A 26366-nucleotide genomic window follows, 5' to 3' on the forward strand; every position below is an offset into this window, starting at 1 on the left:
TCTCTGGCATTCTTGTTGCAATTAACAAGCACCGCGCGGCCACACGCCGTGTCGGACAAACAAGCAAGGGCTTTCCATGAAAAAACGCATAGCGGCCAACCCGGGGCGGTGCATAGGCTGCCGCACCTGTGAGATAGCCTGCGCCCTGGCGCACAGTGAACTGCGTATTGAAGACATGACAGCCTCTGACTTCAAAGCCAGAGTTGCGATCCTGAAGTACGAAGACATCAGCACGCCGGTGGCCTGCCGCCAGTGTGAGGACGCCCCCTGCTCCGACGCCTGCCCCTGCGGAGCCATTGTGGTGAACAGTGAAAGCGTCACTGTGCTGCGTCGCAAGTGCATAGGCTGCAAGGCCTGCATCATGGCCTGCCCTTACGGGGTCATGCGGGTCACAAGCCACAGGGTGCGCCGCACGGTTTGCGGCAAACCGCTGGGCTACAGCCAGAAGGCCCTGGCGCAGAAGTGCGACCTGTGCGCCGGCGTGCCCGAAGGCCCCTCATGCGTGCGGGCCTGCCCCACCAACGTGCTGTTTGTGGTGGAGGATGAAACGGTTCAGCCCGCAGGAACTGCCGCATTTCAATGAGAACTTTCTGGGCCGCACGCCAGAGTCGTGTTGCGGTGCAGCCCTGCATGTCTGCCGGAGCAGCGGAGTGCCCGCCGCTGTTTAAATGAATACAGAGGACATCATGAAAAAAGTAATAGAAGTATGCCCGTACTGCGCTTCGGGCTGCAAGATCAACCTGCTGGTTGAAAACGGCAAGGTCGTGAGCGCTGAAGGCGCCAACGGCCTGACCAACCAGGGGGCTCTGTGTCTCAAGGGTCTGTATGGCTGGGACTTTATCAACGACACGAAAATCCTGACCCCAAGGGTCAAAAACCCCATGATTCGCCGCAAACGCGGCGGCGAGTTTGAGGCTGTCTCGTGGGATACGGCCATCGACTACGCCGCATCGCGCCTTACGGCCATCAAAAATGACTTTGGCCCTGATTCCATCATGGTATCCGGGTCTTCGCGTTCCACCGGCAATGAAACCAATTACATAATGCAAAAATTCGCCCGCGCAGCTCTCGGCACCAATAATGTCGACTGCTGCGCGCGGGTCTGACACGGCCCATCTGTTGCAGGTTTGCAACAATCGGTCGGCAATGGCGCAATGAGCAACTCCATTGTGGAGATTGAAGACACCAAATGCATATTCATCTTTGGCTGGAATCCGGCAGATTCTCATCCGATCATCGCCCGCAGGGTGGTGAAAGCCAAGGAAAAGGGGGCGACCATCATTGTCTGTGATCCGCGCAAGATTGAAACCGCGCGTATCGCCGACCTGCATGTGCCCCTGAAAAACGGTTCCAACGTGGCCTTCGTCAATGCCCTGATGCACGTCATCATCCATGAGGGCCTGGCCGACAGGGAGTTCATAGAAAGGCACACCACAGGGTTTGAAGAACTCAAGGCCATTGTGGACAACTATCCTCCTGAAACGGTTACTGAAATAACGGGCATAGACGCAGAAACCATTCGCAAGACCGCCCGCATGTATGCCACGGCCCCCGACGGGGCAGGCATATACTGGGGCATGGGCGTGTGCCAGTTCTATCAGGGCGTGGAAACCGTGCGGGCACTGACCTCCATGGCTCTGATTACCGGCAACCTGGGCAAGCCCCACACCGGCGTTGCGCCGGTGCGCGGGCAAAACAACGTGCAGGGCGCCTGTGACATGGGCGCGCTGCCCAACGTGTTTGTGGGATACCAGAGTGTGCTCGACCCTGCCATGCGCGAGAAATTCGCCAGGGCCTGGGGCGTTCCTGTCGAGCGCATGTCGTCAAAGGTCGGCCATTACCTGAGTGAAGTCGCCTCAAGCGCTGCCTCGGGCAGGCTCAAGGCCTTCTACTGCATGGGTGAAGACCCCTTGCAGACAGAACCCGACCTTCCCGGCGTGCGCAGCGGTTTCAGCAAGCTTGACCTGCTCATCGTGCAGGACTGCTTTATGACCAAGACCGCAGCCGTGGCCGACGTGATTTTCCCCACGACCACGTGGGGCGAACACGAAGGCGTGTATTCGGCTGCCGACCGTGGTTTCCAGCGCTTCTACAAGGCTGTGGAGCCGCAGGGCGATGTAAAGGTGGATTGGGACATCATCTGCCGCTTGTCCACGGCCATGGGCTATCCCATGCGCTACAACAACACCAGGGAGATCTGGGACGAACTGATCTCGCTTTCGCCCAAGTATGCGGAAGCGACCTATGAAAAACTCGATGCGGACGGCGGGCTTGGCTACATTCAGTGGCCCTGCACCAAGGATGCCCCCAACGGCACTCCGGTCCTTTATGCCCAGCCTGACGGCAGCATCAAGTTTGAAACCGCCGACGGCCTGGGACACCTGTTTACGGTGGATTGGGTTCCGCCTGTGGAAAAGATCAGCCCCGAGTTCCCGCTGGTGCTCTCCACCGTGCGCGAAGTGGGTCATTACTCCTGCCGCTCCATGACAGGCAACTGCAAGGCGCTGGCGGCACTGGCGGACGAACCCGGCTTTGTGCAGATGAACGACAAGGATGCGGAAGCCCTTGGCATCCGCGACCATGAACTTGTATGGGTGCAGTCGCACCACTCCAAGGTCATCACCCGGGCGCAGGTCAGCCCGCGCACCAACCAGGGCGCGGTGTATATGACCTACCAGTGGTGGATCGGCGCATGCAACGAATTGGTGGGCGAGGTGTTAAGCCCCATCACCAAGACCCCGGAATACAAGTATGTGCCTGTCCGTGTTGAAAAAATAGAAGATCAGACCTGGGCCGAAAGCCATGTTGTGCAGGTGTATAGCGAACTGAAGCAGCGCCTGCGCAAAGAAAAGGCCGACGGTTCGATCCAGAAAGTCCCTGCCTGATTGGTATAACCCTCAACAATCCCCCGTGCGGATGCGCCCACGGCAAATCCGCGCGGGGGAACCATACTCATGAAGCAGCCCCTTGATCCTTCCATAAGCGTTGATCGCACCATCACCCGCATCGGCCCATTGGGCCGCCGCGAGGTTGTAGACGTGCTGCTGCGCGAAGAGCGCTACGAACTTGTCTGCAATGGCGCTGCCGTGGCCGAGATGCACTGTATGCCAAGCTTGCTGCGCGAACTGGCCGTGGGACGGCTGCGCACCCTTGGCCTTTTGCATGAAATTTCTGCCTTGCAGTCTCTTGATATTGATGAAAAAAACTGCGTCATCGAGGCTTCGGTGGCGGCATGTTCCGCGCCTGCGGCTAAAACTTCTGGCGATGTGCGTCTTGCCCCGGCGCAGGTGCATGCCCTGCAACAGGCATTCAACGAACGCTGCGACCTTTTTCGCTCCACTGGCGCAGCCCACAGCTGCGCTCTGGCCACGCCCGACAGCCTGCTGCTTTTTTGCGAAGATATCGCCCGCCACAACGCGCTGGACAAGGTCATAGGGGCCATGTTGCTGCAGGGCCTTGCGCCGGACGGCAAAATACTCATCTTCAGCGGGCGGCTCGCCTCGGACATGCTTTCAAAGGTTGTGGCCTGCGGGGTCAAGCTGCTCATCGCTCCGGGGGCACCCTCGCTCACATCCGTAAAAATGGCCGAGGCCCACGGCATTACCCTGCTGGGCTTTGTGCGCCGCGACAACATCAATGTTTACACGTGCCCGCAAAGGATATGCTGAGATGAGCCACACCCAGCAACTCTTTACGGCGGGCGGGCATGCCCAACTTGCCGCCTTTCCGCCAGAGCGGGAAAAATTGCCGCTGGAAGAAGCCCTTGAGCTGCTTTTGCGTCACGCGCCCACAGTAACCGCGTCGGAAGAAGTACCCCTTTTTGATGCCGATGGCCGCATATGTTTTGCCCATGTGCGCGCCACGTTACCCCAGCCTCCTTACGACCGGGTTCAGGTGGATGGCTATGCCCTGCGCAGTGCCGACATTGCCAGCGCCTCGCCGGAACGCCCCGTCATGCTGCTGGTTACCCAGCACCTCTATGCCGGGGACGCGCCGGGCCTCCCCCTTGAACCCGGTCAGGCGGCACGGGTCACCACCGGCACCATGCTGCCGCAGGGCGCAGACTGCGTCGTGTGGCAGGAGGATACCCTGGCCGACAGCCAGACCGTGGTTATTTCACGCAGCCTGGCCGCCATGCGCAACTGCCGCATGCGCGGGCAGGACATGGAAGGCGGCAGCCTGCTTGCCGAGAGCGGCGACGTGCTGCACAGCGGCACGCTCAGCCTGCTGGCTGGTCAGGGGCATGCCCATGTGCGCGTTTTTTGCCGCCCCAGGGTCAGCCTGCTGGCAACGGGCAGCGAACTTGTTCTGCCCGGCGCACCGCTGCCGCAGGGCGGCATTTACAACATCAGCAGCACCCTGCTGGGTCTGCGCCTGCGCAAAATGGGCGCGCGCATCGTGCACATGGCGACAAGGGGCGACAACCGGCGGGAACTGCAGGCATATCTGGCAGAAATGCTGGCCGGGAGCGACCTTGTGCTCACCACCGGCGGGGCCTCGGTAGGGCCAAGAGATCTTGTGCCCGGCATAGCCGCGGACCTTGCGGCGCAACAGGGCGGCAGCCTGCTGTTTCAGGGTTTGCGCCTCAAGCCTGGCTCAATGACGCTGGCCGCGGCCCTGCCGCAAACACTGCTGCTGGGGCTTTCGGGCAACCCTGTGGCGGCAGCCGCCACCTTTGGCCTGCTGGCCGTTCCCGTACTGAAAAAGATCAGCGGAGCGACACGCTTTGCGCCGGTGCGGCAAAAGGCCGTGGCCCGCAACGATTTTGGCTCGTTCCGCAAGGCCGAGCGACGCATCGTGCTGGCACGCCTTGAGGGCAAGGACGTGTATTTTGCCAGAGACGCCCAACACATGGGACAACCGGCCCTGTGCGACGACTGCAACTGTTTTGTGGATATTCCCGCCGGCAGCAATCCGGTGCGCAAAGGCATGGAGGTAGACATCATTCTGGCCTGATCCACATAGGTACTGTCTGTAGACAGATATAACATCATGCCCTATGCTGTATGGAGGAATGTTGTGGTTACTCCGTCCCCAATCCCCCCTGGATGCACGCCTCCAGCCGGGTTCTTTATAGCCAGCAACACTGAAATGGTAAAAAACACAGCCATTGTCTGGCAGGAAGCCCTGCTCGCCGCCAGCCGCATACTGCCCCTGCAAAAAGACATTCCCAGCCTTTTGCGCATGCTGAAACACTGCTGTGATTCACTCATGGCCTTTCAGCGCATCCACATAGTCGTTGCAGCCCCCATGCAGGAAAGGGCGCGACTCTTTATGCTTGATGAGAGCGCTGGCCGCTCCGCCCTTTCAGAAGAAGACCTGATTCCCCAAAAGGGCCAGCGTGAATTCTGGAGCCAGACCGAGGTGGTCTGCCTTGATGCGGAGCAGTTGCAGCGCGATTTTCCCGCCATTGCAGATCTTGACCAGTACCGTAATGCCAGCGGCTGCCTTTTTGTACCTGTTTCCACACTGGGTGGCTGCCATTGCGCCATGGATTTTGTCAAAACAGACGGCAGCGTTTTCAGTTCTGATTCGCTTGTTTTTTTCAGGGTGCTGGCCGGGGTGGTTACAGCTTCTGTAACGGCCATTATCAACATGGAAAGCGTGCGCCTGGAAACAGAAAACCTGCGCCGCGAGCGAGACCACTTCAGCATTCTTGTGGACGTGACCAACACAGCCATTGGCACACTTGAAATGAATGACATGGTGGAAGTGGTCGCCGGCGAGATACGGCGGTTTTTTGGCATACGCGACTTTGCCCTGCTGCTGCGTGAAGCTGACGACATGTTTTCCTTCCACTGCGCACGGCCGCCGCTGTCGGATGCTCCCCCCGCAGTGCCCGCGGGAACGTTTCCGCTGCCGGGAAGCCTGTTCAACCGCTGCAACGACATCAACGCACCGCTGTTGGTGCGGCGGGGCGACATCGCAAAACTTTCGCGTAAAGACCCGGCCTCGGACTTCATTCTTGGCAACGGCAACCAGGCTGCGGGGCTTTTTCCCCTGTATTTTGGCCAGTACTGCCTCGGGGCCATGCTGCTTGCGCACCGCCACCCCGATGTCTTTACCAACGAATCTGTCAGCCTGCTGGCCCAGATAGCCTCGCGCGTGGCTATTGCCGTGCGCAACGCCCTCGACTACACCACGGTTACTGTCCAAAAAAATCATCTTGCCCAAGAAAACCTGTATCTTTCAGAGCAAATACTGCACCAGTCCGATCCGGGCGTTATCATTGGGCAAAGCCCTGCCATAATGCGCGTATTGCAACAGGTGGACATGGTGGCCGGCAGCGACAGCACCGTGCTGCTGCTGGGTGAAACCGGTACAGGCAAGGAACTTTTCGCCCAGGCTATTCACAATCGCAGCCAGCGCAAATCCAAACGCATGGTAAAGATGAACTGCGCTGCGGTTCCTGCCGGCCTTATGGAAAGTGAACTTTTTGGCCACGAAAAAGGCGCTTTTACCGGCGCGGCCGGGCAACGCAAGGGACGTTTTGAACTGGCCCACGGCAGCACCCTGATGCTGGATGAAGTGGGGGATATTCCGCTGGAATTGCAGCCCAAATTGCTGCGAGTGCTGCAATCGCGCGAAATCGAGCGCCTTGGCGGTCATAAGGTCATACCCGTGGATGTGCGCCTGGTGGCGGCCACCAACAGAAACCTTCAGGAGATGGTGCTCGGCGGCACATTCAGGGACGACCTGTTTTATCGCCTTAATGTTTTTCCTATCGACATTCCGCCGCTGCGCGAGCGTCGCGAGGACATTCCCCTGCTGGCCAAGCACTTTACCCAGCAGATGGCGCGGCAAATGAAAAAGAACATCACGAATATTCCCTCAGCCGCTCTGCGCTGGCTTTGCGACCAGCCGTGGCCCGGCAACGTGCGCGAACTGGCCAATGTTATTGAGCGCGCTGTGATTCTTTCCAGTGGCCCCGACCTGAATATTTGCCCGCTGGAAGTTCCCGCACCTGTTGCAGCCCATTTTCAGCGCAGACACGAGGCTTCTGCTCAGATTGCGCCCGCGCATCCCATCCGCCCTGCCCATACGGATATCCACCACCAACCTGGCGAGACCAGCAGCGAGCGCGACCGTATTGTGGCCGCCATTCTGGCCTGCAACGGCGTCATGGCTGGTTCGCGAGGGGTAGCGGCCATGCTTGGCCTCAAGCGCACAACCCTGCTCTCGCGCATGCAACGCATGGGCATCGACATCAAGGACGTGCTGGAAACGCGCGGGCAAACGCCGCCCGTCTGACCCATCATCGCCTGAACGATCCAAAGCTCCAACGTGCTTTTGCGCCTGGGAATCAGCCTCCGGGGGGAGGAGCAGCAGGGCATAAACGGGCATGGCCACAAATCGCCAGGCGCCCACAGCGCGCCCTTTTGCGTCTGTCACTCCAGCGTGCTTGTGTAAGTATCCCGTAACATAGCGCGACCCCGGGCTGGAGATTTCTGCGAGACTCGTCCCACGAGGCGAGCATGAAAAAATCTCGGCTTTCAGAGCACCATATCATCAAGATCATCAATAGGTTGAAGCTGGCCGCACAGCCAGGGAAGTCTGCCCTGAGTACGGCATCAGCAGCGCCACGTATTACGCCTGGAAGAGTAAATTCGGCGGTATGGAAGCCTCTCATCAAACGGATGCGCGGGCTTGAGTACGAAAACGCCCCGCTCAAGCAGATATTCGCTGAATTGAGTCTGGAAAACCGGGCCTTGAAGGATGTTATCGAAAAAAGCTCTAAGGCCGGCCGAGAAGCGCGATTTGGCCTGCTTGGTTCACGAAGAGCAGGGGCTGAGCATCACGAGGACTTGCACCGCGTTGCGGTTGAGCCGCACAGTGTTTGCCTGTCAGGCCACACCTCGGGACGATACGCCGGTGATTATGGCGCCACTTGAGCTGGTCGAAGCCTGCCCTCGCCATATTTTCCAAAGTATTTTGCAGTATTGTGACGCAAAGGGCATAATTGGAATCATAAGCGGGTACACAGAATTTACCGTGAGCTGAACCTGCATCTACGCAGGAAGGGGGAATACCCTTGGTGTTGCTGCACTTCGTCCGATTATGTCCGGGCAACTTCACCCCATATCCGGGTAACGGTTTGGTTAAAATTAACTGGCGCTACACAGTTAAAAGCATCAAAATCACTGCGCTCCCGCCTCGGAAGCGGGAGGGACCTTCCATACCCACACCCTTGCGGTTATTATTGAGCCCGGACTTACAACCCCACTTGCCCGGCCTCGCGGCAACAACACGCAGCCAGTCCCGCCGTTCGCAACTATCAGCAACAATATTATTTTTATAATTTTTTTCAGATCAACCCGAATTTTTTCATCTTGCGCCACAGGGTAGCACGCCCAATGCCCAACCGTCGCGCAGATTCTTTTCTGTTGCCTCCGCATTGCCGCAGCACATCGCGCAAGGCACGCTCCTCCATCGCATCAAGGCTGACAGCGGGATCTCCCGTGGGCGCGATATCTGCGGGCGCACAGCTTGGGCACGGCTGCCCGTAAGGGTGACAACTACGCATGGAGTCGGCCATAACCTCTTCGGAAAGTACCCCATTTGTGGCAATAACCATGGCACGCTCAAGAACGTTGGCCAGCTGCCGAACGTTGCCGGGCCACGATATGGTCTCCAGAAGCGCCATTGCCTGTGGATCCAGCCGTGGCATGGGCTTATGTTGTTCTTTTGATTTTCTATGCAGAATAACCCGCGCCAGCAGACCTATATCTCCCAACCGTTCCACCAGAGGCGGCAACTCCAGAATGAGCACCGCAAGCCTGTAATACAGGTCTTCCCTGAATCTTGCGTTCTGCACCTCTTCGGCCAGATTGCGGTTGGTAGCGGCGATGATGCGCACATCCACGGGCGTCACCTTGTCGTCCCCCACACGGGAAACTTCTTTTTCCTGCAGGACGCGCAGCAGACGGCATTGAAGAGGCAGGGGCATTTCGCTGATTTCGTCCAGAAAAATACTTCCCCCATGCGCCATTTCAAAAAGGCCCATTTTTCCACTTTCGCTGGCGCCGGTGAACGCGCCTCTGACATAGCCGAACAGCTCGCTTTCAAGCAGATTCTCCGGCAAGGCGGCGCAGTTCACCGCAACAAAGGGGCTGTCGGCCCTGGCGCTGGCATTATGGATGGACTGTGCAAACAGCTCCTTGCCTGTTCCCGTCTTGCCATAAATAAGAACGGTGCTGTCGGACTGAGCGTAGGTGAAAGCCTTTTTTTTCGCTTTTTCCAAAGGCTCTGACCTTCCCACCACATCTGCAAACGTACTTTTGGCTATATGGCCAGAATCGCGCACCCGCTTGCGCACCCGCCGTTCCAGAGACAGGATGCGCCGCACTTCCTGAAGTGTGAGCACAGCCCCGCTGCTGTGCCCATTTACCCGGATGGGCACGCTGGTAACGGCCAGGGAATTTCCGCCAATAAGGCACACCTCGGACGTTTGCTCGTTTTCAACCGCCTGGATGCATGATTCCCAGGGCACGCCCAGGACCTGACGAATGTCGCGCCCCACGACGTCCTGGCGTTGCAGGCCCAGCAGTTCAAGGCCGATACGGTTTATCTCGGAAATACACCCTGAAGCGTCAATGCCGATAATGCCGTCATTTATGGAATTGAGCAGCGCATTGATGGTGCCAAGGCGCAGATCTTTTTCTTTTTGCAGCGAGACTATCCGCTTGCCTTCCTCAATGGCGTCCTGAATGACGCGCGGGTCCATGTCTATGTGCACGCCATATGCACCAAGCATTCGCGCCGCGGTCACCACAGGGGATCCCCCCACAAAGGCCTTTATCCCTCTGGCCATGAGGTGCTGTTGCCTTTCTGTAAGATCGGCAATATCCGTTACGGTTTCCACCAGCACCGGTCTTTCAAAAAAATCCTTCAGAGCCTTTGCGCTATAGGTAAACGGCTCAAACCCCATCACCGCGACCTTGTCCGCCAGGTCGAATGCGCGTCTGACTGCGCGCAACATGTCCACGCTTGTATAGCGCAGTTCCAGCACATGCGTCTTGAGCCTTTGCTTGAGCAGGGCCGCTGTACCGCCGTTGCTGACCACAACCATGGCCTGCCCCTGGTCAATATAGCTTTGGGCAAGGCGCACCGCATCTTCCAGCGTCGCCTCATGCACCAGAAAACTCTCACCTATCAGCTTGAAAAGATTGCTGATGGTAGCGGCAATGGGTTCACTGGGGAGGATAAATAAAATATCTTCCCTGCGGGCATGGACCATACGGTGCCTCCGGCGGTGTGCGTTTCATTTTGATATACACTGATAGAATTTGAAACTCAAATGAAACACATCCCCACGGAGTCTTTTTTTATCAGGAGCGCCATGCAGGAAAAAAGCCGTAACGACAACAAATATTAAAATGTAACATAGTATAATATATATGTTTATTTAATTACATCCTGCCAGCCCCGAACATCCTTCACTGCTGGCATGCCAATTGCTTTTAATCGGCCGAATGCATTCGTCATGTTTCATACGGAGGACATAATGAGAGTTCATGTCATAGAACCCATACATGAAAGCGCCATGCGCAGACTGCGCGCGGAGGCAGAGGTAGTGTCATGGGATGCCCCGGAAAAAAACGATTTATCACTGGCGGATGCTGTTATTGTGCGTGCCGCGCCCGTCACGCGCGAGCAGATTCTTGCCGCACCAAGGCTGAAGGTTATCGGCAAGCACGGCGTTGGGGTAAACGCCATTGATCTGGCGACAGCCAATGAAAAGGGCGTAGCCGTTGTGTATACGCCTCTGAGCAACGTCAATTCCGTAGCGGAGCTGGTCTTCGGGCTTATTCTCGCCAGCGCGCGCAAACTGCGCGACAATATGGAGCATATCCGCGGGGGGATCGACCGCATAGCGCCCCCCGCTCTGACGGGCCTTGAAATCTCGGACAAAAACCTCGGCCTTGTGGGCTTCGGCAACATCGGCGCGCGCGTGGCGCAGATTGCCGCAAACGGCTTTGGCATGGCCGTTCACGTTTACGACCCATATCTGGATGCGAACACTGCAAAAGCCCGTGGCGTGCATCTGCACAGTACCCTGGAAGGAATGCTGCGTGAGGCGGACTACATCAGTGTGAGCGTGCCGCTTACCGAAGCCACCAGGGGGCTCCTGGGCGCGGCGCAGTTTGCCTGTTGCAAGCCCACGGCCGTCATTGTCAGCACCGCGCGCGGCGGGGTGATTGATGAGGCCGCCCTGTATGAGGCCTTGGTGAACAAGACAATCTTTGGCGCGGCCAGCGACGTCTTTGTGCAGGAACCCCCCGCCATGGACACCCCCCTGCTGCAACTGCCCAACTTTATCGGCACATTGCATATAGGAGGCAGCACACACGAGTCTCTTGTGCGCGTCGGCAACACGGTTGTTGACGACGTGCTTTCCGTGCTCCACGGTGAAAAGCCGCGTTATCCCTACGTCGTATAGCTTTCCGTTCCAGCCTCTTACCGCAAAGGATCCTGCCATGTCTCTGACGGATACAGCATCATTTATCGACGAACAAAAAATGAGCGAGGCCAAAAGGGCCACTGTGGCCGCCGCATTCGGCACGTTTTTGGAGTATTACGATTTTTCGGTGTATGGCTACTGTGCCGCGCGCATGTCCAAAGAATTTTTTCCCAGCGACAATCCCACCGTTTCGCTGTTGTCCACACTGGCCGTATTCGGGCTGGCCTTTATCATCCGGCCCCTGGGCGGCCTGTTCTTCGGGCGCATTGGCGACCGCTACGGCCGCAAGCTCTCGCTTGTGTCCACTGTGGTTCTTATCGGAGTGGCCTGCACGGCCATCGGCTGTTTGCCAACCTACAGCCAGATAGGCATTGCGGCGCCCATACTGCTGATACTCTGCCGTATGCTGCAAGGTTTTTCAGCCGGGGGCGAGATCGGCAGCGCGGCTTCATACATCCGCGAATGGGCGCCTGCAGAACGCCGGTCCCTCTACCTTTCCTTCGTACCCAGCGTGGCCAATCTGGGCAAGGCGGGGGCTGCCGGGCTTACCGGGCTGGCTGCCTATCTGTTTGTGGGTGAAAGCACCACCTGGGCGTGGCGCGTGCCTTTTCTGGTGGCCATGCCCCTCATGCTCGGCTGCCTCTGGATGCGTCTTAAAATTGAGGACACCCCCGACTTCACCAACATGAAGAAAGAGGGCAAGCTTTCTGCCGCTCCCGTCAAGGAGCTTATCAGCCAGTACCCCGCCTCGCTGTGCAAACTCTTCATGTATTCTCTTGTTCAGAACGTCGGCACGTATTGCGGCACCGTCTATGTCGCCATCTATATGCGTACGGTACTGAAAATGCCTGCTGCCGAGGTGGGCTTCATCGTGCTTATTGCCGTGACGTGCGCGGCACTGTTCATACCCGTGTTCGGCCTCATCACCGACCGCATCGGCCCCGTCAAAACACTGGTGGCCTGCTACATTTGCTATATCGCGCTGAGTTACCCCTGCTACGCCCTGATGGGCAATGGCTTTGGCATGGCCATAGCTGCGCTGGTAACCACCATGATTCCTTACGCTCTGTGTCAGGCCGGGTCATACGCCATGTATCCTGAACTGTTGCCCCCACGCGTGCGCAGCACCGGGGTTTCGTTCGGGCACAGCATGGGGGCAGTTTTGGGTGGGGCTACCACGCCGTTTCTGGCCACCTGGCTCATCTCCAAATTCAACGACATCATGATTCCCGCCTACATCCTCATCTTTGTGGGCGCCTTGGGCTTATTCAATCTGCTTGCGCTTAAAAAGGCCGACCCCTCCGAGGGGCGTCGTTTCCGGTAATGAACCATATTTGAACGGCAACACCCAGGAGAATATATGGAACTTTTTGATTGCACCCTTCGTGATGGCGGCAACGTGCTTGGCAACGGCTTTTCGGCCGAACTGACGACACTGATGCTGCACGGGCTTGTTGATTGCGGCATACGCTACATTGAATATGGCAATGCCAATGGCATGGGCGCAGGCGAAGAACAGGGAAAAACGGCTCCGCTTACGGATGCCGCATACCTGGCCCTGGCAAAACCGCTGGTGGGCAAGGCCCTTCTGGGCATGTTTCTTGGGGCGGGCAACGCCACCGATGAACGTGTGGAAGCCGCTGCGGCAAACGGTCTGAGTTTTCTGCGGGTTGGAGCCAATGCCGGTGATGCCGACAAAGCGCGTCGAGCCGTGGAACTGGTAAAAAAATACAAGCTTGAGGCCTGTTATTCGTTGATGAAGGCCTATGTGCTCAGCCCGGACGCTCTGGCAGACGAAGCTGCCCGGCTGCAGGACATGGGCGTGGATATGGTGACCATTATGGACTCGGCCGGAACCATGATGCCGGATGAAGTCGGCTGCTATGTGGAGAAAATGGTGCGCCGGGTGGATATTCCCGTGGGTTTTCACGGGCACAATAATCTGGGCCTCTCAGCGTCAAACGCCGTTGCGGCATTCAGGGAAGGGGCCCGCATAATCGATTGCGGCCTGATGGGTATGGCCCGTAGCGCCGGTAATCTGGCGACAGAAATTGCGGTGGCCGTTTTTGACCGCCTTGGAATCCGCACGGCCGACCTGAATACCCTCTTGCGGTTTATTGAAGAAAAGCTGGCACCCGCTATGGAAAAACATGGCTACAAGGCACCGGTTGTCCCCCTGGATCTGGTGTTCGGCCTGTCGGGTTGCCATTCGTCCAACACAGCGGCATTGCTCGAAGCCTCAAAGGAATTCGGCGTGGACGTCTTCCGCCTGACCATGTCCGTTTCCGCCGAGAACCGTAAAAATCCCTCTAAAAACCTCATCAAGGAGCACGCCCACAAGCTTGCCGCCGGCATGCCTGCCAAGTGCGACTGTTAGAGCAGATTAACTTTGAGAATGTACATTCTCAAAGTTAAAGATACGCGCGCTTCGACGCTTAACCGCGCGTAAATAGCAGTGCCGTCTTCATTCGTAGCGATGCTGTCCTGCCCCGTAAGACGGTTCCGTCAACGGTTCAGGCAAGCATCGCTACGGATGGCGACAGCGATTGTATGGGGCAAGCCGTGTCGTTACGCATGCTGTCTTCAAGCGTCGTTTCGCGGCAACCGTTGCCCGCAGGGCTTACGGATGGCGACAGCGATTGTAAGGGACAAGCCGTGTCGTTACGCATGCTGTCTTCAAGCGTAGTTTCGCGGCAGCCGTTGCCTGCAGGGCTTACGGATGGCGACAGCGATTGTATGGGACAAGCCGTGTCGTTACGCATGCTGTCTTCAAGCGTAGTTTCCTGCGTCACAACGCTTTAAGCCTGCGTCACAACGCTTGAAGCTTCCGTAGCTTCCTTCGTCGCAACGGCTAAAGCTCGGCTGAATCCACGCCACATTGTGGCGCGCCGCACTTGCGTGCAGCGTTGGAGCATTTACACTTTTCAAAGTTAAAATGCTCTAAATGGTTATCTACTGCATTAACGGGCTGCCACTGCGCGTATACTGCCCCCACTGGCAAGGCAGTCCCGCGTATCTCTCGCGGATATCTCGCAAAGATCTTGCAACCAGCTGGGGCACTCCTTTTTCACCCGTCGCGCACTACCCTGATGCGCGCCTGACAAGAAAGGCTGCGCCTCCTGTCGGCAAAGCGCATTAAATTGTTGCGGTTCGTACACGCAAGGGTATTCGCGAGCCTTGCCCTGTGGCCAGGATATCCATCTAATAGGATAAATTTATTATTTATTTCTGCTTATTTTCTATCTGGATTGACAAAAATGCAATAATATATCATTTCATTTTTGTGATTTTTTGTCGGTCCAAATTATGCAGCCTTGATACCTCGGAAGGGATACTTCATGAAAAAAGCCTTTATACTAAGCATGGCACTGGTGACGGCGCTTCTTTATTCATTGGCTCTGGCGCACGGTGCGCATGAACACGGCGTCGCAAAAATGAATATTGCAATTGAAGGGGCAAAGGTAGAAATTGCCCTTGAAAGCCCTCTTGTAAACGCCATTTCCTTTGAGCACGCCCCGACCACGGATGCGCAACGCGCAGAGGTCCGGGCCATGGCAGCAAAACTACGCAAGCCCGAAGAGATTTTTCTGCTGACAAAGGCTGCCCAGTGCCGCCCCGTTGAGGTTTCTCTGGCTTCGGAAAATCTGCCTCCCGAACTTCTGGGCGAAGCCGCCGCGGCAACTGAAAGCGACAGGCATGATCCTGATGTAAAGTCTGATGACAAGGCCATGACCGGAGCGCATGATGAACACGACGGGCACGGCGACCTGGACGCATCCTTTACCTTTGCATGCGCCAGGCCGGAAGCGCTGAAAAGTCTTGACGTGCAGCTGTTCAAGATATGGCCCGCCCTGCACGAAGTGGAGGTGCAGCTGGTCACGCCTTCCGGGCAGAAAGGCGCGGAACTCACAAGCAAAAAGCATACGCTCGCCTGGTAGCGTATCGCGCGAGAACGTACATGCCGCAGCACGCTGATACCAAAGCAGATATGACGCAGCCCCGCGAAAATCCCAGGGCTGCGGACTGTGCCGTCCTTTTGGATAATGTTGTCTTCGCCTGGCCAGGGCAACCGCGTGAAATTCTGCGGATACCGTATCTGGCCGTACCACGAGGGGAACATGTATTTATTTCCGGCCCCAGCGGCAGCGGCAAGAGTACGCTGCTCAGCCTTGTGGCCGGGATACTGCGCCCCTCGTCAGGCCAGGTCTTTGTGAACGGCGTGTGCCTGACGCCATTGAACGGCAGCGCGCGCGACGCCTTTCGGGGTGACGGCATCGGCTTTATTTTTCAGCAGTTCAATCTTGTTCCCTATCTTTCCGTACTGGATAACGTGCTTATCCCCTGCCGCCTTTCCGCCGCGCGCTCCCGCGCGGCGGCGGTGCGCTTTACAAGCCCGGAGCATGCGGCAAGCCACTTGCTTGAACGCCTCGGGCTTGAGCCGTCCCTGTGGCGCAGCAAGGCAAGCCGCCTTTCGGTGGGACAGCAGCAAAGGGTTGCCGCCGCGCGTGCGCTTATCGGTTCTCCGCCCCTGCTTGTCGCCGACGAACCCACATCCGCGCTGGACACAGACCTGCGTCAGGACTTTCTGCGCCTGCTCCTGCGGGAATGCGCGGAAAGCGGGGCCGGATTGCTGTTTGTGAGTCACGATCAGACCTTGGCCGAAAAGTTCCCCCGTCAGCTGCGGCTTACCGAGCTGAATACCGCCGGAACCAGAGGGGAACAGGCATGAGTCGCTTCTGGTATCTTCTGCGTCTGGCGGGCCAGAGCGCCTGGAACCGCAGAAACACGCTGATTCTGGTGATTTTTTCCATAACCCTGTCCACAACCCTGCTGTTGGGCATCGAGCGCGTGCGCACTCAGGCCCGGGAAAGCTTCGCGCAGGCCATATCCGGCACGGACCTTGTGGTCGGCGCGCGCGGCAGCGGCTTGCAGCTTTTGCTGTATGCCGTTTTTCATCTGGGCGGCGCTTCCAACAATATGGGATGGGACAGCGCCCAACGCATCGCGGCCCGCAAGGACGTGGCCTGGACAGTGCCCCTGTCATTGGGCGATTCCCACAAGGGCTTTCCCGTGGTGGCAACCACCGCCGATTTTTTTACACAGTACAAGTACCGTCGCCACACTCCCTTGCGCTTCGCACAAGGCGGCCCCTTTGAGGGACTTTTTGATGTGGTGATCGGTTCGGAGGTGGTCAGGCAGACAGGCTACACCCTGGGTGAGCGCCTGGTGCTCAGCCACGGCGCCGGCGGCGCCCGGCTTGCCCAGCACGCGGACAAGCCCTTTACCGTGTGCGGCATTCTGGAGCCCACCGGCACGCCCGTTGACCGTGGACTGTACATCAGCCTTGCAGCCATGGAGGCCATACATATAGACTGGCGTGGCGGCGCGCCTGTACCCGGTTTTCATATACGGCCGGATCAGGTAACATCCTTTAATCTCACGCCCAAGAGCATCACGGCCTTACTGGTGGGGCTGAAAAGCCGCAGCCGCGTATTCGCCGCCCAGCGCGAGATCAATGCCGATACGGACGAAGCGCTCATGGGCGTCATGCCCGGTGTGGCCATGGATCAGCTCTGGGACCTGCTGCGCACGGGCGAAAGCGCGCTGCGCTCCATTTCCTGGCTTGTGACGGTCACCGGTCTGGCGGGCCTTGTGGCCGTCATTCTGGCAGGTCTGGGAGAACGAAGGCGCGAACTGGCCATCCTGCGCGCTGCGGGCGCGAGCCCACTGGATATCGTGGGCCTGCTCTTAATGGAAGGCATGTTGCTCGTGCTCACGGGGGCACTGGCGGGGCTGGCGCTGCTTTCAGCCATTATTGCCGTGGCTGGGCCATATCTGGCGTCCCATTATGGCCTTGGACTTGCGCTTTCCTGGCCTGAACGCGGCGAATGGCTGCTGCTTGGGGGCATTGTGGCCGCAGGTGCGCTGGCCAGCCTCATTCCGGCATGGCGCGCCTATCGTATAAGCCTGGCGGACGGACTCAACGCGTCCATCTGATCCTGGGCGCACAAGCTCTCAATGAATAAAAACATGCTGCTACTGAAACGACTTTTTTTACTTGCGACGGCCCTGCTGATCTGCATTTCTGCCGGGACGGTCCACGCGCTGACAGATGAATACACCCGCCAGCAGGCGCTGGAGAGAAGCCGGGGCTCTGCCGCCGACGCAGCGCAGACAGAGCGCGTCAAAAAAAGCGGCAAGTATACGGAAATTTCCTGGGACCAGCTCATCCCTCCCTCATGGGACCCGGCCAAGATTTTCGACAAATTCAAGTTTGACCAGTTTGAGGATGATGATCCAAGGGCTGAAGAAGCTTTGAAGCAGTTGCAGAAACAGTGGAGCGAAGCGCCCGTCAACCCTGCCATGAAAGGCAAACTTGTAAAAATTCTCGGCTTTGTGGCTCCCCTGGACTACCTGGGCGGCGACGAACTTGCGGAATTTCTGCTGGTCCCCTATTTTGGGGCCTGCATTCACGTGCCGCCGCCGCCAGCCAACCAGATCATCTACGTCACGCTTGCCAAGCCGCGCGGAGGCATACAGGTCATGGACGCCGTATGGGTATATGGCAGGCTGGAAGTTGAAAAAAATGAGAACGATCTGGCCGATTCCGGGTACAGCATGAAGGCTGACGCCATTGAACAGCATGTCGAATAAAGAAATTGCCAAACAGCAGATGCCGGGCCAGCCCGTGACGGACGGCCTGCGTAAAACGCGGGGCAGGCGGCTGACGCCTCTGCGCCGACAGGTACTGGATATTCTTCTGGAAGCCGCTGAACCAGTCAAAGCCTACGCCATTATGGACATCTTGCGGAAAAAGACGGCCAAATCGGTCACTCCGGCCAGCGTTTACCGCACCCTTGATTTTTTGCTGCGACACGCGCTGGTGCACCGCGTTGGAACACTCAACGCCTTTGTGGCCTGCACCGACTCCTGCGAGCATGAACATCAGCCAGTGTTCATGCTCGTGTGCGCGGGGTGCCATCAGAGCCGGGAAATCAGCGATCCGCCCCTGTACAATACCATCTGTGCAGCCATGCGGGAAAAGGAATTCACCATCCAGGGCGGCACCATTGAACTTACGGGCATTTGCCCGCAGTGTGCCGCCGCCGGATCAGAGTAATGTTGCAACGCGTCACATTTCCATTTGTCATTCCGCAAAAAATACGATTTTTCGTCTGAATCCATGTCACGTTGCGGCGCACTGCCGTCCTGACGTCAAGAGCAACCATACCTCTGCCACTTCCAGACAACACACCTCTTGCCTCTCCTGAGGAAAAAACATGAACATATCCTGCCGTGCTGTTTTCGTTCACGTTGTGCACCTGTGTTTTGCCCTTCTGCTTGTACCCGCCCTGTGCACGGCTGCCGCGCATGCCCCTGCGCCGCTGCTGCCCATGAAGGATTTTTTTCGTAACTTCGAGACGACCAGGTTCGCTATTTCACCGGACGGAACAAAACTGGCGTTTATGAAACCCTGGCAGCAGCGCATGAACATTTTTGTGCGCGACCTGTCCACCGGCAAGGAAACGCAAGTCACCCACGAGTCTGTGGACAGCATCACGGGCTATCTCTGGAAAGGCAGCGACACCATTCTGTTTTTCAAGGACAGCGGCGGCGACGAGAACGACCATCTCTGGCGGGTGTCCGTCGCCAGCGGCAACGCCCTTGATCTTACGCCATTTCCCGCCGTCAAGGCGGCGCTTACGGACGATCTGAAGGATGATCCCGATCACATTCTTCTGGAGCTTAACAAGCGGGACCCGCGTGTCTTTGATGTCTACCGTTGTAACGTGAAGACCGGCCGGCTGGATCTGGCGGCGGAAAATCCCGGCGATGTGGTGGACTGGCTGAGCGACCACAAGGGCAACATCCGCGTGGCGGTGCGCAGCGACGGCCTGACCAGCGAGCTGCTTTACAGGCAGGATGAAAGCAAGCCTTTTGAAAAGCTGCTCAGCGCGGATTTCAAGAATACCCTGACGCCTCTCATGTTCAGCTATGACAATAAAAACATTTACATGCTCACCACCCTGGGCACGCCCGACGGCAAAGAGCACGACACGGCGGCCCTGTACGTCTATGATCCGGAGCAGCGCCGTTTCGGCGCAGAACTTTTTTCGCACCCGGACGTGGATGTTTCCGGCTTGCTGGCGTCGCGAAAGCGCAAGACCATCACGGCGGCCGAATACTATACCGACAAGGGGCACCTCCATTTTTTCACTGCCGAGGACAAGCAGCTTTACGACAGGCTGAAGGCTCTTCTGCCGGATATGGAAATACTGGTTACGGGCTATGATGATGCGGAAAACAACCTGATTCTGCGCACCATGAATGACCGCACCCCCGGGGCGTACTATCTTTACGAAAAACGCACAGACCATCTGCAAAAGCTCGCCGACGTCGCGCCGTGGATTGCGCCGGGCCGGATGGCTGCCATGCAACCCGTCACGTTTACTTCCAGAGACAACCTGACCATACACGGCTACCTGACGCTGCCCGTGGGCGTACCCGCACGCAACCTGCCCCTGATAGTTTTGCCGCATGGCGGCCCGCAGGCGCGGGATGTCTGGGGGTTCGACCGTGAGGTGCAGTTTTTGGCCAACCGGGGGGCCGCGGTATTACAGGTCAACTACCGGGGCTCCACAGGCTATGGAAAACGGTTTACCCAGGCCGGCTTCAAACAATGGGGCCGCAAGATGCAGGATGACCTCACTGATGGCGTGCGCTGGCTCATCGCCCAGGGTATAGCTGATCCCAAACGTGTGGCCATCTATGGCGGCTCGTATGGGGGGTATGCCGCTCTCGCCGGGCTTGCGTTCACCCCTGACCTCTATGCCTGCGGCGTCAGCTATGTGGGGCCTTCAAACCTGTTCACCCTGCTCGAGACCTTGCCGCCCTACTGGGAACCCGAACGCCTGCGCGAATATGAAGTCATCGGAGACCCCGAAAAAGATAAAGACCTGCTCACAGCCGTGTCGCCGATCTTTCACGCGGACAACATCAAGGCGCCTCTTTTCGTGGCGCAGGGAGCCAACGACCCTCGCGTCAACAAGGCGGAATCGGAGCAAATCGTCGCCGCTGTCCGCCGTCTGGGCAAGGATGTGGTGTATATGCTCAAGGACAATGAAGGGCACGGCTTCCAAAAGGAAGAAAACAGATTCGACTTTTACCGCGAAATGGAAGCCTTCTTCGGCAAGCACCTGGGTTTGGCGACAGAGGCTGGGCACTAGAGCATTCTAACTTTGAAAAAGTGTAAATGCTCTAACGCTGCACGAAAGTGCAGCGCGCCACAACGCGGCGTGGATTCAGCAGAAAAAACAGTGCGGCCTTTGAACTGTTTTGTGGGGGAGGGACCCTTTTGCAAAAGGGTCCCTCCCCCACGCCCCCACCCCCTAAAACTCTCAGTGGCTTTTGTTATAGTGCAAAATGCTTTCTGATCTGAAGCGGGGGCACGGAAACAGGGTCTTTCAAGCGTCATGCCATCTCAAGGGTACTCTGCCCGCGAGCCCTTTATTACTGAAACAGCCGGCTCAAGAGAGTCACCTGTAAAATTTTCACCACGCATTCCTGCAACCAGCGCTGCACATGGTCCTTGTCGGTGACGATGTCCGTCGTTCCAAGGGAGTCTTGTGGTGCTCTGACGCATGCGTCTTGTGCATGTACGTTTCGCACGCCGCATGTGCCGGAGCGCTTCTGGGCTATGGACGGGCGTAGCCCCTCTGGCAGGTAGTCAGGCTGGCCAGTCTGGGAGCGGCTTCACCAGCAGGGCCGCTGTAAAAAAACCTGATCCGGCCGGGGTTACACGCCGTATTCCCTGAGCTTGCGCCACAGGGACGAACGGCTGATGCCCAGCATGTCGGCAGCCAAGGTGCGGTTGTCGCCAGCCAGTTCAAGCGCGCGCAGGATGTGCTGCTTTTCCATCTCTGCCAGTGGAACCAGGGGCGCATCCTGCCCTTGCTCATGCTGTGGCGCGGGGGGTACAGGGGGGACGGGAGACGCTGGCTGCGCAGGCGCAACGGAAATGGCAGGTGCGGCATCCGCCTGGCGCAGGCCCGTGATGGATGGCGCGGCAGGGGCAGTCGTAGAGGGATGCAGGACCGCCTCGGAAACTTCCGGCGGCAAGTGCGACGGTCCTATGCTGCCGCCCGGCGGGCAGAACACCGCCGCCCGCTCCAGTATATTGGCAAGCTCGCGCACGTTGCCGGGAAAGGGGTACAGCCGCAGCGCATCAAGGGCGGATTCGTCGATATCCAGCGGCGCTGCCCCGCCCTGCTCAGCCAGCCGCGCAAGAAAGAACCGCGCCAGCATGGGGATGTCCTCAACCCTGCTGCGCAGGGGCGGCAGTTCCTGCGTCACCACCGCCACGCGGTAGTACAGATCACGGCGAAAGCGCCCTGCCTCCACCTCTTCCTTGAGGTTGCGGTTGGTGGCGGCGATGATGCGCACGTCCACGGGTATGTCCACCGTGCCGCCCACACGGCGCAGAGTCTGTTCCTGAAGCACGCGCAGCAGTTTGACCTGCATGCCTGCGGGCATTTCGCCAATTTCATCCAGAAGGAGCGTGCCGCCGCTGGCGGCCTCAAAGAGGCCTTCCTTACGCCGCACCGCGCCGGAAAACGCCCCCTGTTCATGTCCGAAAAGCTCGCTTTCGAGCAACTCTGGCGACAGCGCGCCGCAGTTGATCGCCAAAAAACGTCGCCGCGCCCGCTGGCTCTGGGCGTGCATGGTGCGGGCCGCCAGTTCCTTGCCAGTGCCCGTTTCCCCCTGCAGCAGCACGGCCACATCCGTGGGGGCCAGGCGCATGAGCGCCTGCCGCAGACCGCACATGGCTGGCGATGCGCCCACCATTTCGGGCACGGAGCCGCTGGCCTCAAGCTGGGCGCGCATCTGGACGACCTGCTGACGCAGGCGGCGCTTTTCCAGCGCCCGGGCCACCAGTATGCGCGCCTCTTCAAGCGAATACGGCTTTGCCAGATAATGAAAAGCCCCGAGCCGCATGGCCTCCACGGCGCTTTCAATCATTGGGTAGCCCGTGACCATGATAACTTCCACATCCGGCTTGCTGGAGCGCACAGCCTTGAGCACCTCCATGCCGTTCATGCCAGCCATGGCTATATCGGTGATGACCACGTCAATATCCTGCTCGGCCAGCAGTTTCAGGCCTTCTTCGCCGCTGCCCGCCTGGGCCGATTCGTGCCCGCCGCGCTCCAGGGCGCGCGCGAGGTTTGCGCGGGCCATGCGTTCATCATCGATAATCAACAGGCGTCCACCGCCGCCGGCACGCTGCGCGGCGTCGCGCCCGTGGCTGCTGCGCCGGGGTTCGTCGGGCGTTGCCTGTGTGGAGGATTGTTCCGCAAGCCGGAAGCGTTCCGTAGTCATGACTCTGCTCCTGAAACGTTTGCGTCACGCCGGGCCGCAAGGGGCAGCCGCATGGTAAAGCACGCACCCTGCCCCGGTTCGCTCTGCGCTTCGAGTATTCCCTTATGCTTGCCCACAATGCCAAAGGCTATGGACAGGCCAAGGCCCGTCCCCTCGCCCACGGGCTTGAGGCTGAAAAAGGGATCAAACACCCGGCCCAAATGCTCCGGCGCTATGCCCTTGCCCGTATCGCGCACACGCAACTCCGCCATGCCCGCAGGCTCGTCCACTCGGGCGGATATGCGCACCTCGCCGCTGCCGTTCATGGCCTGGCTGGCGTTGAGCAGCAGGTTGATGAGCACTTCCTGAATGCGCTGGGCATCCATGGGCAGTTGCAGGCCGTCAGGCACGTCCACCGCAATGCGCACCGCCGCCCCCATATCATGCCGCACCAGGGCCACAGCCCTGCGCACCACGCCAGCCAGATCATGCTGGGCAACGGTAAAGGGCCGGTCACGCGCAAAATCCAGCAGACCGCGCACAATGTCGCGGGCGCGGACAACTTCGGCCTGAATCTCGTTCAGCTGCGCGGTCACGTCTTCCGCCGTGGGCATGGGGCGCAGCCCCTGCCTGGCGTCGTTGACGTCCTCGCCGAGCAACTGGCAGCCCACAGAAATATTGTTGAGGGGGTTGTTCAACTGGTGGGCAACGCCCGAGGTCAGCACGCCCAGAGAAGCCAGTTTTTTTTCCTGCAACAGCAGGGCGTGCCGCTTTTCCAGTTCAAGCGCCATGCCGTCGAGCGTCTGGAGCACATGGCGCGCTTCTTCCTCAAGCTGCGGCGGGGGCGGCGGCAGGGGCAGCCCCGCGCCAACGCTGCGCGCGGCGCTTTCTATGGCCCCAAGCGCGCGCATGATGTGTTTGCCTATCTGCCAGGCAAAGGCCACGCCGCAGGCCAGCAGGGCCGCAATGGCCCCAAGCAGCTGGGTGCGCAGGTCGCCCACGGCGGTAAAGATGCCCTGGCGCATGCGCCGCACCGCCGAATCCGCCAGTTCGCTCAGGCGCTGCCCCTGATCGGTAAGCGCCGCGCCGTCAGTGGGCGTATCGTCCAGCAGGGCTTCGTAGACGCCGATGCCTTCAAGCAGCAGGTCAAGATTGCGGTGCGCGCCGTCGCCCACCCGGCGGCCCATGGCTGCGTTGTAATCCTGCCCCACGGATGTGGCCCGCTCCCGCGCAAGATCCACAAAGCCGCGCAAGGCAACAAGATCGCCCTTTCTGCCGGGAAAAAGCTGCAGATTCTTCTCGTACCTGCGCATCTCAAGCACATCGCTGCGCAGGTCGTCCACCATGTCGATCAGGCGGGTCGCCCTGTCGATGCGTTCAAGATCATAACAGGCAATGCCGCCCAAGAGCAGCAGCATGGCCAGAAACAGGCCAGTGCCCAGGGCGATCTTGCCGCGAATGGTATGCCAGACAGAAAAATGCGGAAGCATGCTCTCACCCCAGCAGGCGCAATTACAGACATGCGCCCGACGCCGTTTCATTTTAGAACAGCGTATAAAAATAAAGCAAAGCTGACAAGCCTTGCGCCGCAATAAGTTGCGGTCGCCATCCCCCCTGCCATGTCATAATGCAACTGTGGCAGGTGAGACGCCGCCCGAACACGCAAATAAAAACTCTTTTAAATACAAAGTGTTATAAATTGAGATTTTTGGCACAATAGTTGTAACCGCCCATGCAGGAGGCCGACATGAACACCCTGCAAAAAACGATGGAAAACTGGTTTACCGCTGTGGCATACGCCGATGCCGGGCAACCCGGCTGGACAGACGATTTGTGGAGCATCAGCGGCAAGCGGCAAAGCCCGGCGCTGAAACAGGCGCTGCTCTATGGCGTTGGCAGCATATGCATCTATGTGCTGGCTTTTGCCAATGCCGACGTCTTTGCGGCCCTGTGCGCCAAGGGCGGGCTGTGGACAGCCCTGCCCATTGCCTCGGTGCTGCTGCTCTCCTACGTACACGGCCATTTTGCCGGAGCCCTCTGGGAACTGTGCGGCATTACCGGCGTACAGAAGCAGAACACAAAAACCGCCGCCAAGCCTGCGGCCCGTCACACCACCCAATCCGCCCCCAGGCTGGATACGACTGCGGTGGCGCACGGCTAAACACATACGTAGCGCATGGCCGGGCCGCGCCGCCGGGCCCATGCGCATCAGCCGGCACGCCGCACGCACGCTCAGCCCGTACAAACAGACTACGGCAGGCAGTTACGGCAGGCAGCTTGCCAGTTGGAGGTAATCATGGATCTGCTCAGTCTTGACCCATCGCAGTTCATCACGCTCACGCCCGTTTCCGTGGCCTTTCTGCTGGCCGTAGGATTTGTGGGCGGCCTTGTGAGCGGATTTATCGGCTCCGGCGGGGCCTTTATTCTCACGCCGGGCATGATGGGCCTGGGCGTGCCCGGCGCTGTGGCTGTGGCCAGCAACATGTGCCACAAGTTCCCCAAGGCCATGGTGGGTGCCATCAAGCGCTACCGCTTCGGCCAGGTGGACATCAAGCTGGGTATGGTGATTGCCGCCACTGCGGGCATAGGCGTGCAGATCGGTATCCGCATCCAGCGTTTCATTCTGGAAAACTGGGGACAGGCCGGGTCTGACCTTTACGTCAGCGTTTCCTTTGTGGTGGTGCTGGTGGTGGTGGGCAGCTATATTCTCAAAGACGCCCTGCGTTCCAGCCATTCCGGCAAGGATGATGACGAAAGTACGCCGCCGCTTGCCAGAAAACTGCAGGCCATCAACCTGCCGCCCATGATTTCCTTTCCCAAATCCGGTTTGCGCATTTCACTGTGGTTCACCCTGCCCGTGGGCATAGCCACGGGCATGCTGGCCGCCACCATCGCCGTGGGCGGATTTGTGGGCGTGCCGGGGCTTATCTATGTCATTGGCGTACCGGGGCTCATCGCGTCCGGCACGGAGCTGGTCACGGCCTTTGTCATGGGCCTGTGCGGCTCGGTCAACTGGGCCATGCACGGTATGATAGACATCCGCCTTGTCTTCATCATTCTGGCTGGTTCCCTGTTTGGCGTGCAGCTTGGAGCCATCGGCACCACCTACGTCAAGCCCATCATGGTCAAGTACGTCATGGCCGCCATCATGCTCATTGTTGCGGCAAGCCGCATTGTGGCCCTGCCGGGATATCTCAGCGCGCTGGGGCTCATCCATATGGGGCCGGGGCTTCTCTACGTACTCAAGGTCGTCAGTTTCATAACCATGTGCGCCGGGCTGCTCGTGGGCGCGGGCATGATCCTTGGCGGCATGTGGCGCGGGCAACAGCGCAATCGCAGGGAAGCCGCGCTGGGCAACGCCGCCTGAGGACTACGGGTGCACAGAATCCCCAAAACATAGAGACGGCCGCCGTCCTTCGGACAGAAGGCAAAAAATTGCGCCCGGGCACACAATACATCGCTGCTTCATGCCAAAACTCGGTAGCGGTTTTGTGCCTGGGCCATATCCATTGTATACCCGCAATTGCCCTTTTTGGGTCTCTAGAGCAGA

Annotated in this window: 21 protein-coding genes; 17 read left to right on the forward strand and 4 right to left on the reverse strand. The window is 58.7% G+C overall.

The window, feature by feature from the left end:
• Positions 1–76 precede the first annotated feature (76 nt).
• From ACZ5DH_RS09365 to ACZ5DH_RS09390, 6 genes are all read left to right on the forward strand, one after another.
• The gene (locus ACZ5DH_RS09365) at positions 77–583 is read left to right on the forward strand and encodes a 4Fe-4S dicluster domain-containing protein (protein WP_464254034.1); all 507 of its coding nucleotides are present in this window, start codon (positions 77–79) and stop codon (positions 581–583) included.
• A gap of 103 nt (positions 584–686) precedes the next feature.
• Positions 687–2885: a formate dehydrogenase subunit alpha gene (fdhF, locus tag ACZ5DH_RS09370; RefSeq protein ID WP_464256536.1), complete on the forward strand. Its 2199-nt coding sequence runs from the start codon at positions 687–689 to the stop codon at positions 2883–2885.
• A gap of 69 nt (positions 2886–2954) precedes the next feature.
• Positions 2955–3668: a formate dehydrogenase accessory sulfurtransferase FdhD gene (locus tag ACZ5DH_RS09375; protein ID WP_464254035.1), complete on the forward strand. Its 714-nt coding sequence runs from the start codon at positions 2955–2957 to the stop codon at positions 3666–3668.
• A 1-nt stretch (position 3669) separates the two neighbouring features.
• Positions 3670–4956: a molybdopterin molybdotransferase MoeA gene (locus tag ACZ5DH_RS09380; protein ID WP_464254036.1), complete on the forward strand. Its 1287-nt coding sequence runs from the start codon at positions 3670–3672 to the stop codon at positions 4954–4956.
• A 135-nt stretch (positions 4957–5091) separates the two neighbouring features.
• Positions 5092–7251, forward strand: coding sequence for a sigma 54-interacting transcriptional regulator (locus tag ACZ5DH_RS09385; RefSeq protein WP_464254037.1), 2160 nt, complete (start codon positions 5092–5094; stop codon positions 7249–7251).
• Between the two features lie 224 nt (positions 7252–7475).
• Entirely contained in the window at positions 7476–7892 is a 417-nt protein-coding gene (locus ACZ5DH_RS09390; protein WP_464254038.1) for a hypothetical protein, read from the forward strand.
• 413 nt (positions 7893–8305) lie between these two features.
• On the opposite strand, the gene ACZ5DH_RS09395 is transcribed toward ACZ5DH_RS09390, so the two are convergent.
• A complete protein-coding gene (locus ACZ5DH_RS09395) occupies positions 8306–10237 on the reverse strand; it encodes a sigma 54-interacting transcriptional regulator (protein ID WP_464254039.1) in 1932 nt (643 codons plus the stop codon).
• Between the two features lie 267 nt (positions 10238–10504).
• Between ACZ5DH_RS09395 and ACZ5DH_RS09400 the strand changes: the two genes are divergently transcribed.
• From ACZ5DH_RS09400 to ACZ5DH_RS09410, 3 genes are read left to right on the forward strand one after another with little or no spacing between them, the layout of a single operon-like run.
• The gene (locus tag ACZ5DH_RS09400) at positions 10505–11440 is read left to right on the forward strand and encodes a hydroxyacid dehydrogenase (protein ID WP_464254040.1); all 936 of its coding nucleotides are present in this window, start codon (positions 10505–10507) and stop codon (positions 11438–11440) included.
• 37 nt (positions 11441–11477) lie between these two features.
• A complete protein-coding gene (locus tag ACZ5DH_RS09405) occupies positions 11478–12785 on the forward strand; it encodes an MFS transporter (protein WP_464254041.1) in 1308 nt (435 codons plus the stop codon).
• A gap of 36 nt (positions 12786–12821) precedes the next feature.
• The gene (locus ACZ5DH_RS09410; protein WP_464254042.1) at positions 12822–13838 is read left to right on the forward strand and encodes a beta/alpha barrel domain-containing protein; all 1017 of its coding nucleotides are present in this window, start codon (positions 12822–12824) and stop codon (positions 13836–13838) included.
• Between the two features lie 136 nt (positions 13839–13974).
• Here the strand turns inward: ACZ5DH_RS09410 and ACZ5DH_RS09415 are convergent, their stop codons facing one another.
• Entirely contained in the window at positions 13975–14253 is a 279-nt protein-coding gene (locus ACZ5DH_RS09415; RefSeq protein WP_464254043.1) for a hypothetical protein, read from the reverse strand.
• A 546-nt stretch (positions 14254–14799) separates the two neighbouring features.
• Here ACZ5DH_RS09415 and ACZ5DH_RS09420 point away from each other — a divergent pair.
• From ACZ5DH_RS09420 to ACZ5DH_RS09445, 6 genes are all read left to right on the forward strand, one after another.
• The gene (locus tag ACZ5DH_RS09420) at positions 14800–15399 is read left to right on the forward strand and encodes a DUF2796 domain-containing protein (protein WP_464254044.1); all 600 of its coding nucleotides are present in this window, start codon (positions 14800–14802) and stop codon (positions 15397–15399) included.
• Positions 15400–15419: 20 nt separating this feature from the next.
• The gene (locus ACZ5DH_RS09425; RefSeq protein WP_464254045.1) at positions 15420–16190 is read left to right on the forward strand and encodes an ABC transporter ATP-binding protein; all 771 of its coding nucleotides are present in this window, start codon (positions 15420–15422) and stop codon (positions 16188–16190) included.
• A complete protein-coding gene (locus ACZ5DH_RS09430; protein ID WP_464254046.1) occupies positions 16187–17458 on the forward strand; it encodes an ABC transporter permease in 1272 nt (423 codons plus the stop codon). The genes ACZ5DH_RS09425 and ACZ5DH_RS09430 overlap by 4 nt, the downstream gene beginning before the upstream one ends.
• 33 nt (positions 17459–17491) lie before the next feature.
• Positions 17492–18115, forward strand: a complete 624-nt coding sequence (locus ACZ5DH_RS09435; protein WP_464254047.1) for a DUF3299 domain-containing protein — start codon at positions 17492–17494, stop codon at positions 18113–18115.
• Entirely contained in the window at positions 18105–18581 is a 477-nt protein-coding gene (locus ACZ5DH_RS09440; RefSeq protein WP_464254048.1) for a Fur family transcriptional regulator, read from the forward strand. The genes ACZ5DH_RS09435 and ACZ5DH_RS09440 overlap by 11 nt, the downstream gene beginning before the upstream one ends.
• Before the next feature lie 160 nt (positions 18582–18741).
• Positions 18742–20688 carry an alpha/beta fold hydrolase gene (locus ACZ5DH_RS09445; RefSeq protein WP_464254049.1) on the forward strand — a complete coding sequence of 649 codons (1947 nt, stop codon included), beginning with the start codon at positions 18742–18744 and terminating at the stop codon, positions 20686–20688.
• 568 nt (positions 20689–21256) lie between these two features.
• On the opposite strand, the gene ACZ5DH_RS09450 is transcribed toward ACZ5DH_RS09445, so the two are convergent.
• Positions 21257–22837 (reverse strand): sigma-54-dependent transcriptional regulator, encoded by a 1581-nt coding sequence (locus ACZ5DH_RS09450; RefSeq protein ID WP_464254050.1) that lies wholly within the window; start codon positions 22835–22837, stop codon positions 21257–21259.
• Complete coding sequence (locus ACZ5DH_RS09455) at positions 22834–24306, reverse strand: sensor histidine kinase (RefSeq protein ID WP_464254051.1); 1473 nt, start codon at positions 24304–24306, stop codon at positions 22834–22836. Before ACZ5DH_RS09455 ends, ACZ5DH_RS09450 begins: the two co-directional genes overlap by 4 nt.
• Positions 24307–24563: 257 nt before the next feature.
• Here ACZ5DH_RS09455 and ACZ5DH_RS09460 point away from each other — a divergent pair, with 257 nt between their 5' ends.
• Entirely contained in the window at positions 24564–24977 is a 414-nt protein-coding gene (locus ACZ5DH_RS09460) for a hypothetical protein (RefSeq protein ID WP_464254052.1), read from the forward strand.
• A 135-nt stretch (positions 24978–25112) separates the two neighbouring features.
• Positions 25113–26183: a sulfite exporter TauE/SafE family protein gene (locus ACZ5DH_RS09465; RefSeq protein WP_464254053.1), complete on the forward strand. Its 1071-nt coding sequence runs from the start codon at positions 25113–25115 to the stop codon at positions 26181–26183.
• Positions 26184–26366: the final 183 nt, after the last annotated feature.

Source organism: Desulfovibrio simplex (assembly GCF_055387835.1).

What these genes read in the sequence shown, in the direction of transcription:
- ACZ5DH_RS09410 (WP_464254042.1), top strand. Translation starts at nt 12,822, where the DNA reads ATGGAACTTTTTGATTGCACCCTTCGTGATGGCGGCAACGTGCTTGGC.
- ACZ5DH_RS09465 (WP_464254053.1), top strand. Translation starts at nt 25,113, where the DNA reads ATGGATCTGCTCAGTCTTGACCCATCGCAGTTCATCACGCTCACGCCC.
- ACZ5DH_RS09445 (WP_464254049.1), top strand. Translation starts at nt 18,742, where the DNA reads ATGAACATATCCTGCCGTGCTGTTTTCGTTCACGTTGTGCACCTGTGT.
- ACZ5DH_RS09420 (WP_464254044.1), top strand. Translation starts at nt 14,800, where the DNA reads ATGAAAAAAGCCTTTATACTAAGCATGGCACTGGTGACGGCGCTTCTT.
- ACZ5DH_RS09365 (WP_464254034.1), top strand. Translation starts at nt 77, where the DNA reads ATGAAAAAACGCATAGCGGCCAACCCGGGGCGGTGCATAGGCTGCCGC.
- ACZ5DH_RS09425 (WP_464254045.1), top strand. Translation starts at nt 15,420, where the DNA reads ATGCCGCAGCACGCTGATACCAAAGCAGATATGACGCAGCCCCGCGAA.
- ACZ5DH_RS09455 (WP_464254051.1), bottom strand. Translation starts at nt 24,306, where the DNA reads ATGCTTCCGCATTTTTCTGTCTGGCATACCATTCGCGGCAAGATCGCC.
- ACZ5DH_RS09390 (WP_464254038.1), top strand. Translation starts at nt 7,476, where the DNA reads ATGAAAAAATCTCGGCTTTCAGAGCACCATATCATCAAGATCATCAAT.
- ACZ5DH_RS09400 (WP_464254040.1), top strand. Translation starts at nt 10,505, where the DNA reads ATGAGAGTTCATGTCATAGAACCCATACATGAAAGCGCCATGCGCAGA.
- ACZ5DH_RS09450 (WP_464254050.1), bottom strand. Translation starts at nt 22,837, where the DNA reads ATGACTACGGAACGCTTCCGGCTTGCGGAACAATCCTCCACACAGGCA.
- ACZ5DH_RS09395 (WP_464254039.1), bottom strand. Translation starts at nt 10,237, where the DNA reads ATGGTCCATGCCCGCAGGGAAGATATTTTATTTATCCTCCCCAGTGAA.
- ACZ5DH_RS09405 (WP_464254041.1), top strand. Translation starts at nt 11,478, where the DNA reads ATGTCTCTGACGGATACAGCATCATTTATCGACGAACAAAAAATGAGC.
- ACZ5DH_RS09460 (WP_464254052.1), top strand. Translation starts at nt 24,564, where the DNA reads ATGAACACCCTGCAAAAAACGATGGAAAACTGGTTTACCGCTGTGGCA.
- ACZ5DH_RS09440 (WP_464254048.1), top strand. Translation starts at nt 18,105, where the DNA reads ATGTCGAATAAAGAAATTGCCAAACAGCAGATGCCGGGCCAGCCCGTG.
- ACZ5DH_RS09385 (WP_464254037.1), top strand. Translation starts at nt 5,092, where the DNA reads ATGGTAAAAAACACAGCCATTGTCTGGCAGGAAGCCCTGCTCGCCGCC.
- ACZ5DH_RS09380 (WP_464254036.1), top strand. Translation starts at nt 3,670, where the DNA reads ATGAGCCACACCCAGCAACTCTTTACGGCGGGCGGGCATGCCCAACTT.
- ACZ5DH_RS09430 (WP_464254046.1), top strand. Translation starts at nt 16,187, where the DNA reads ATGAGTCGCTTCTGGTATCTTCTGCGTCTGGCGGGCCAGAGCGCCTGG.
- ACZ5DH_RS09375 (WP_464254035.1), top strand. Translation starts at nt 2,955, where the DNA reads ATGAAGCAGCCCCTTGATCCTTCCATAAGCGTTGATCGCACCATCACC.
- ACZ5DH_RS09435 (WP_464254047.1), top strand. Translation starts at nt 17,492, where the DNA reads ATGCTGCTACTGAAACGACTTTTTTTACTTGCGACGGCCCTGCTGATC.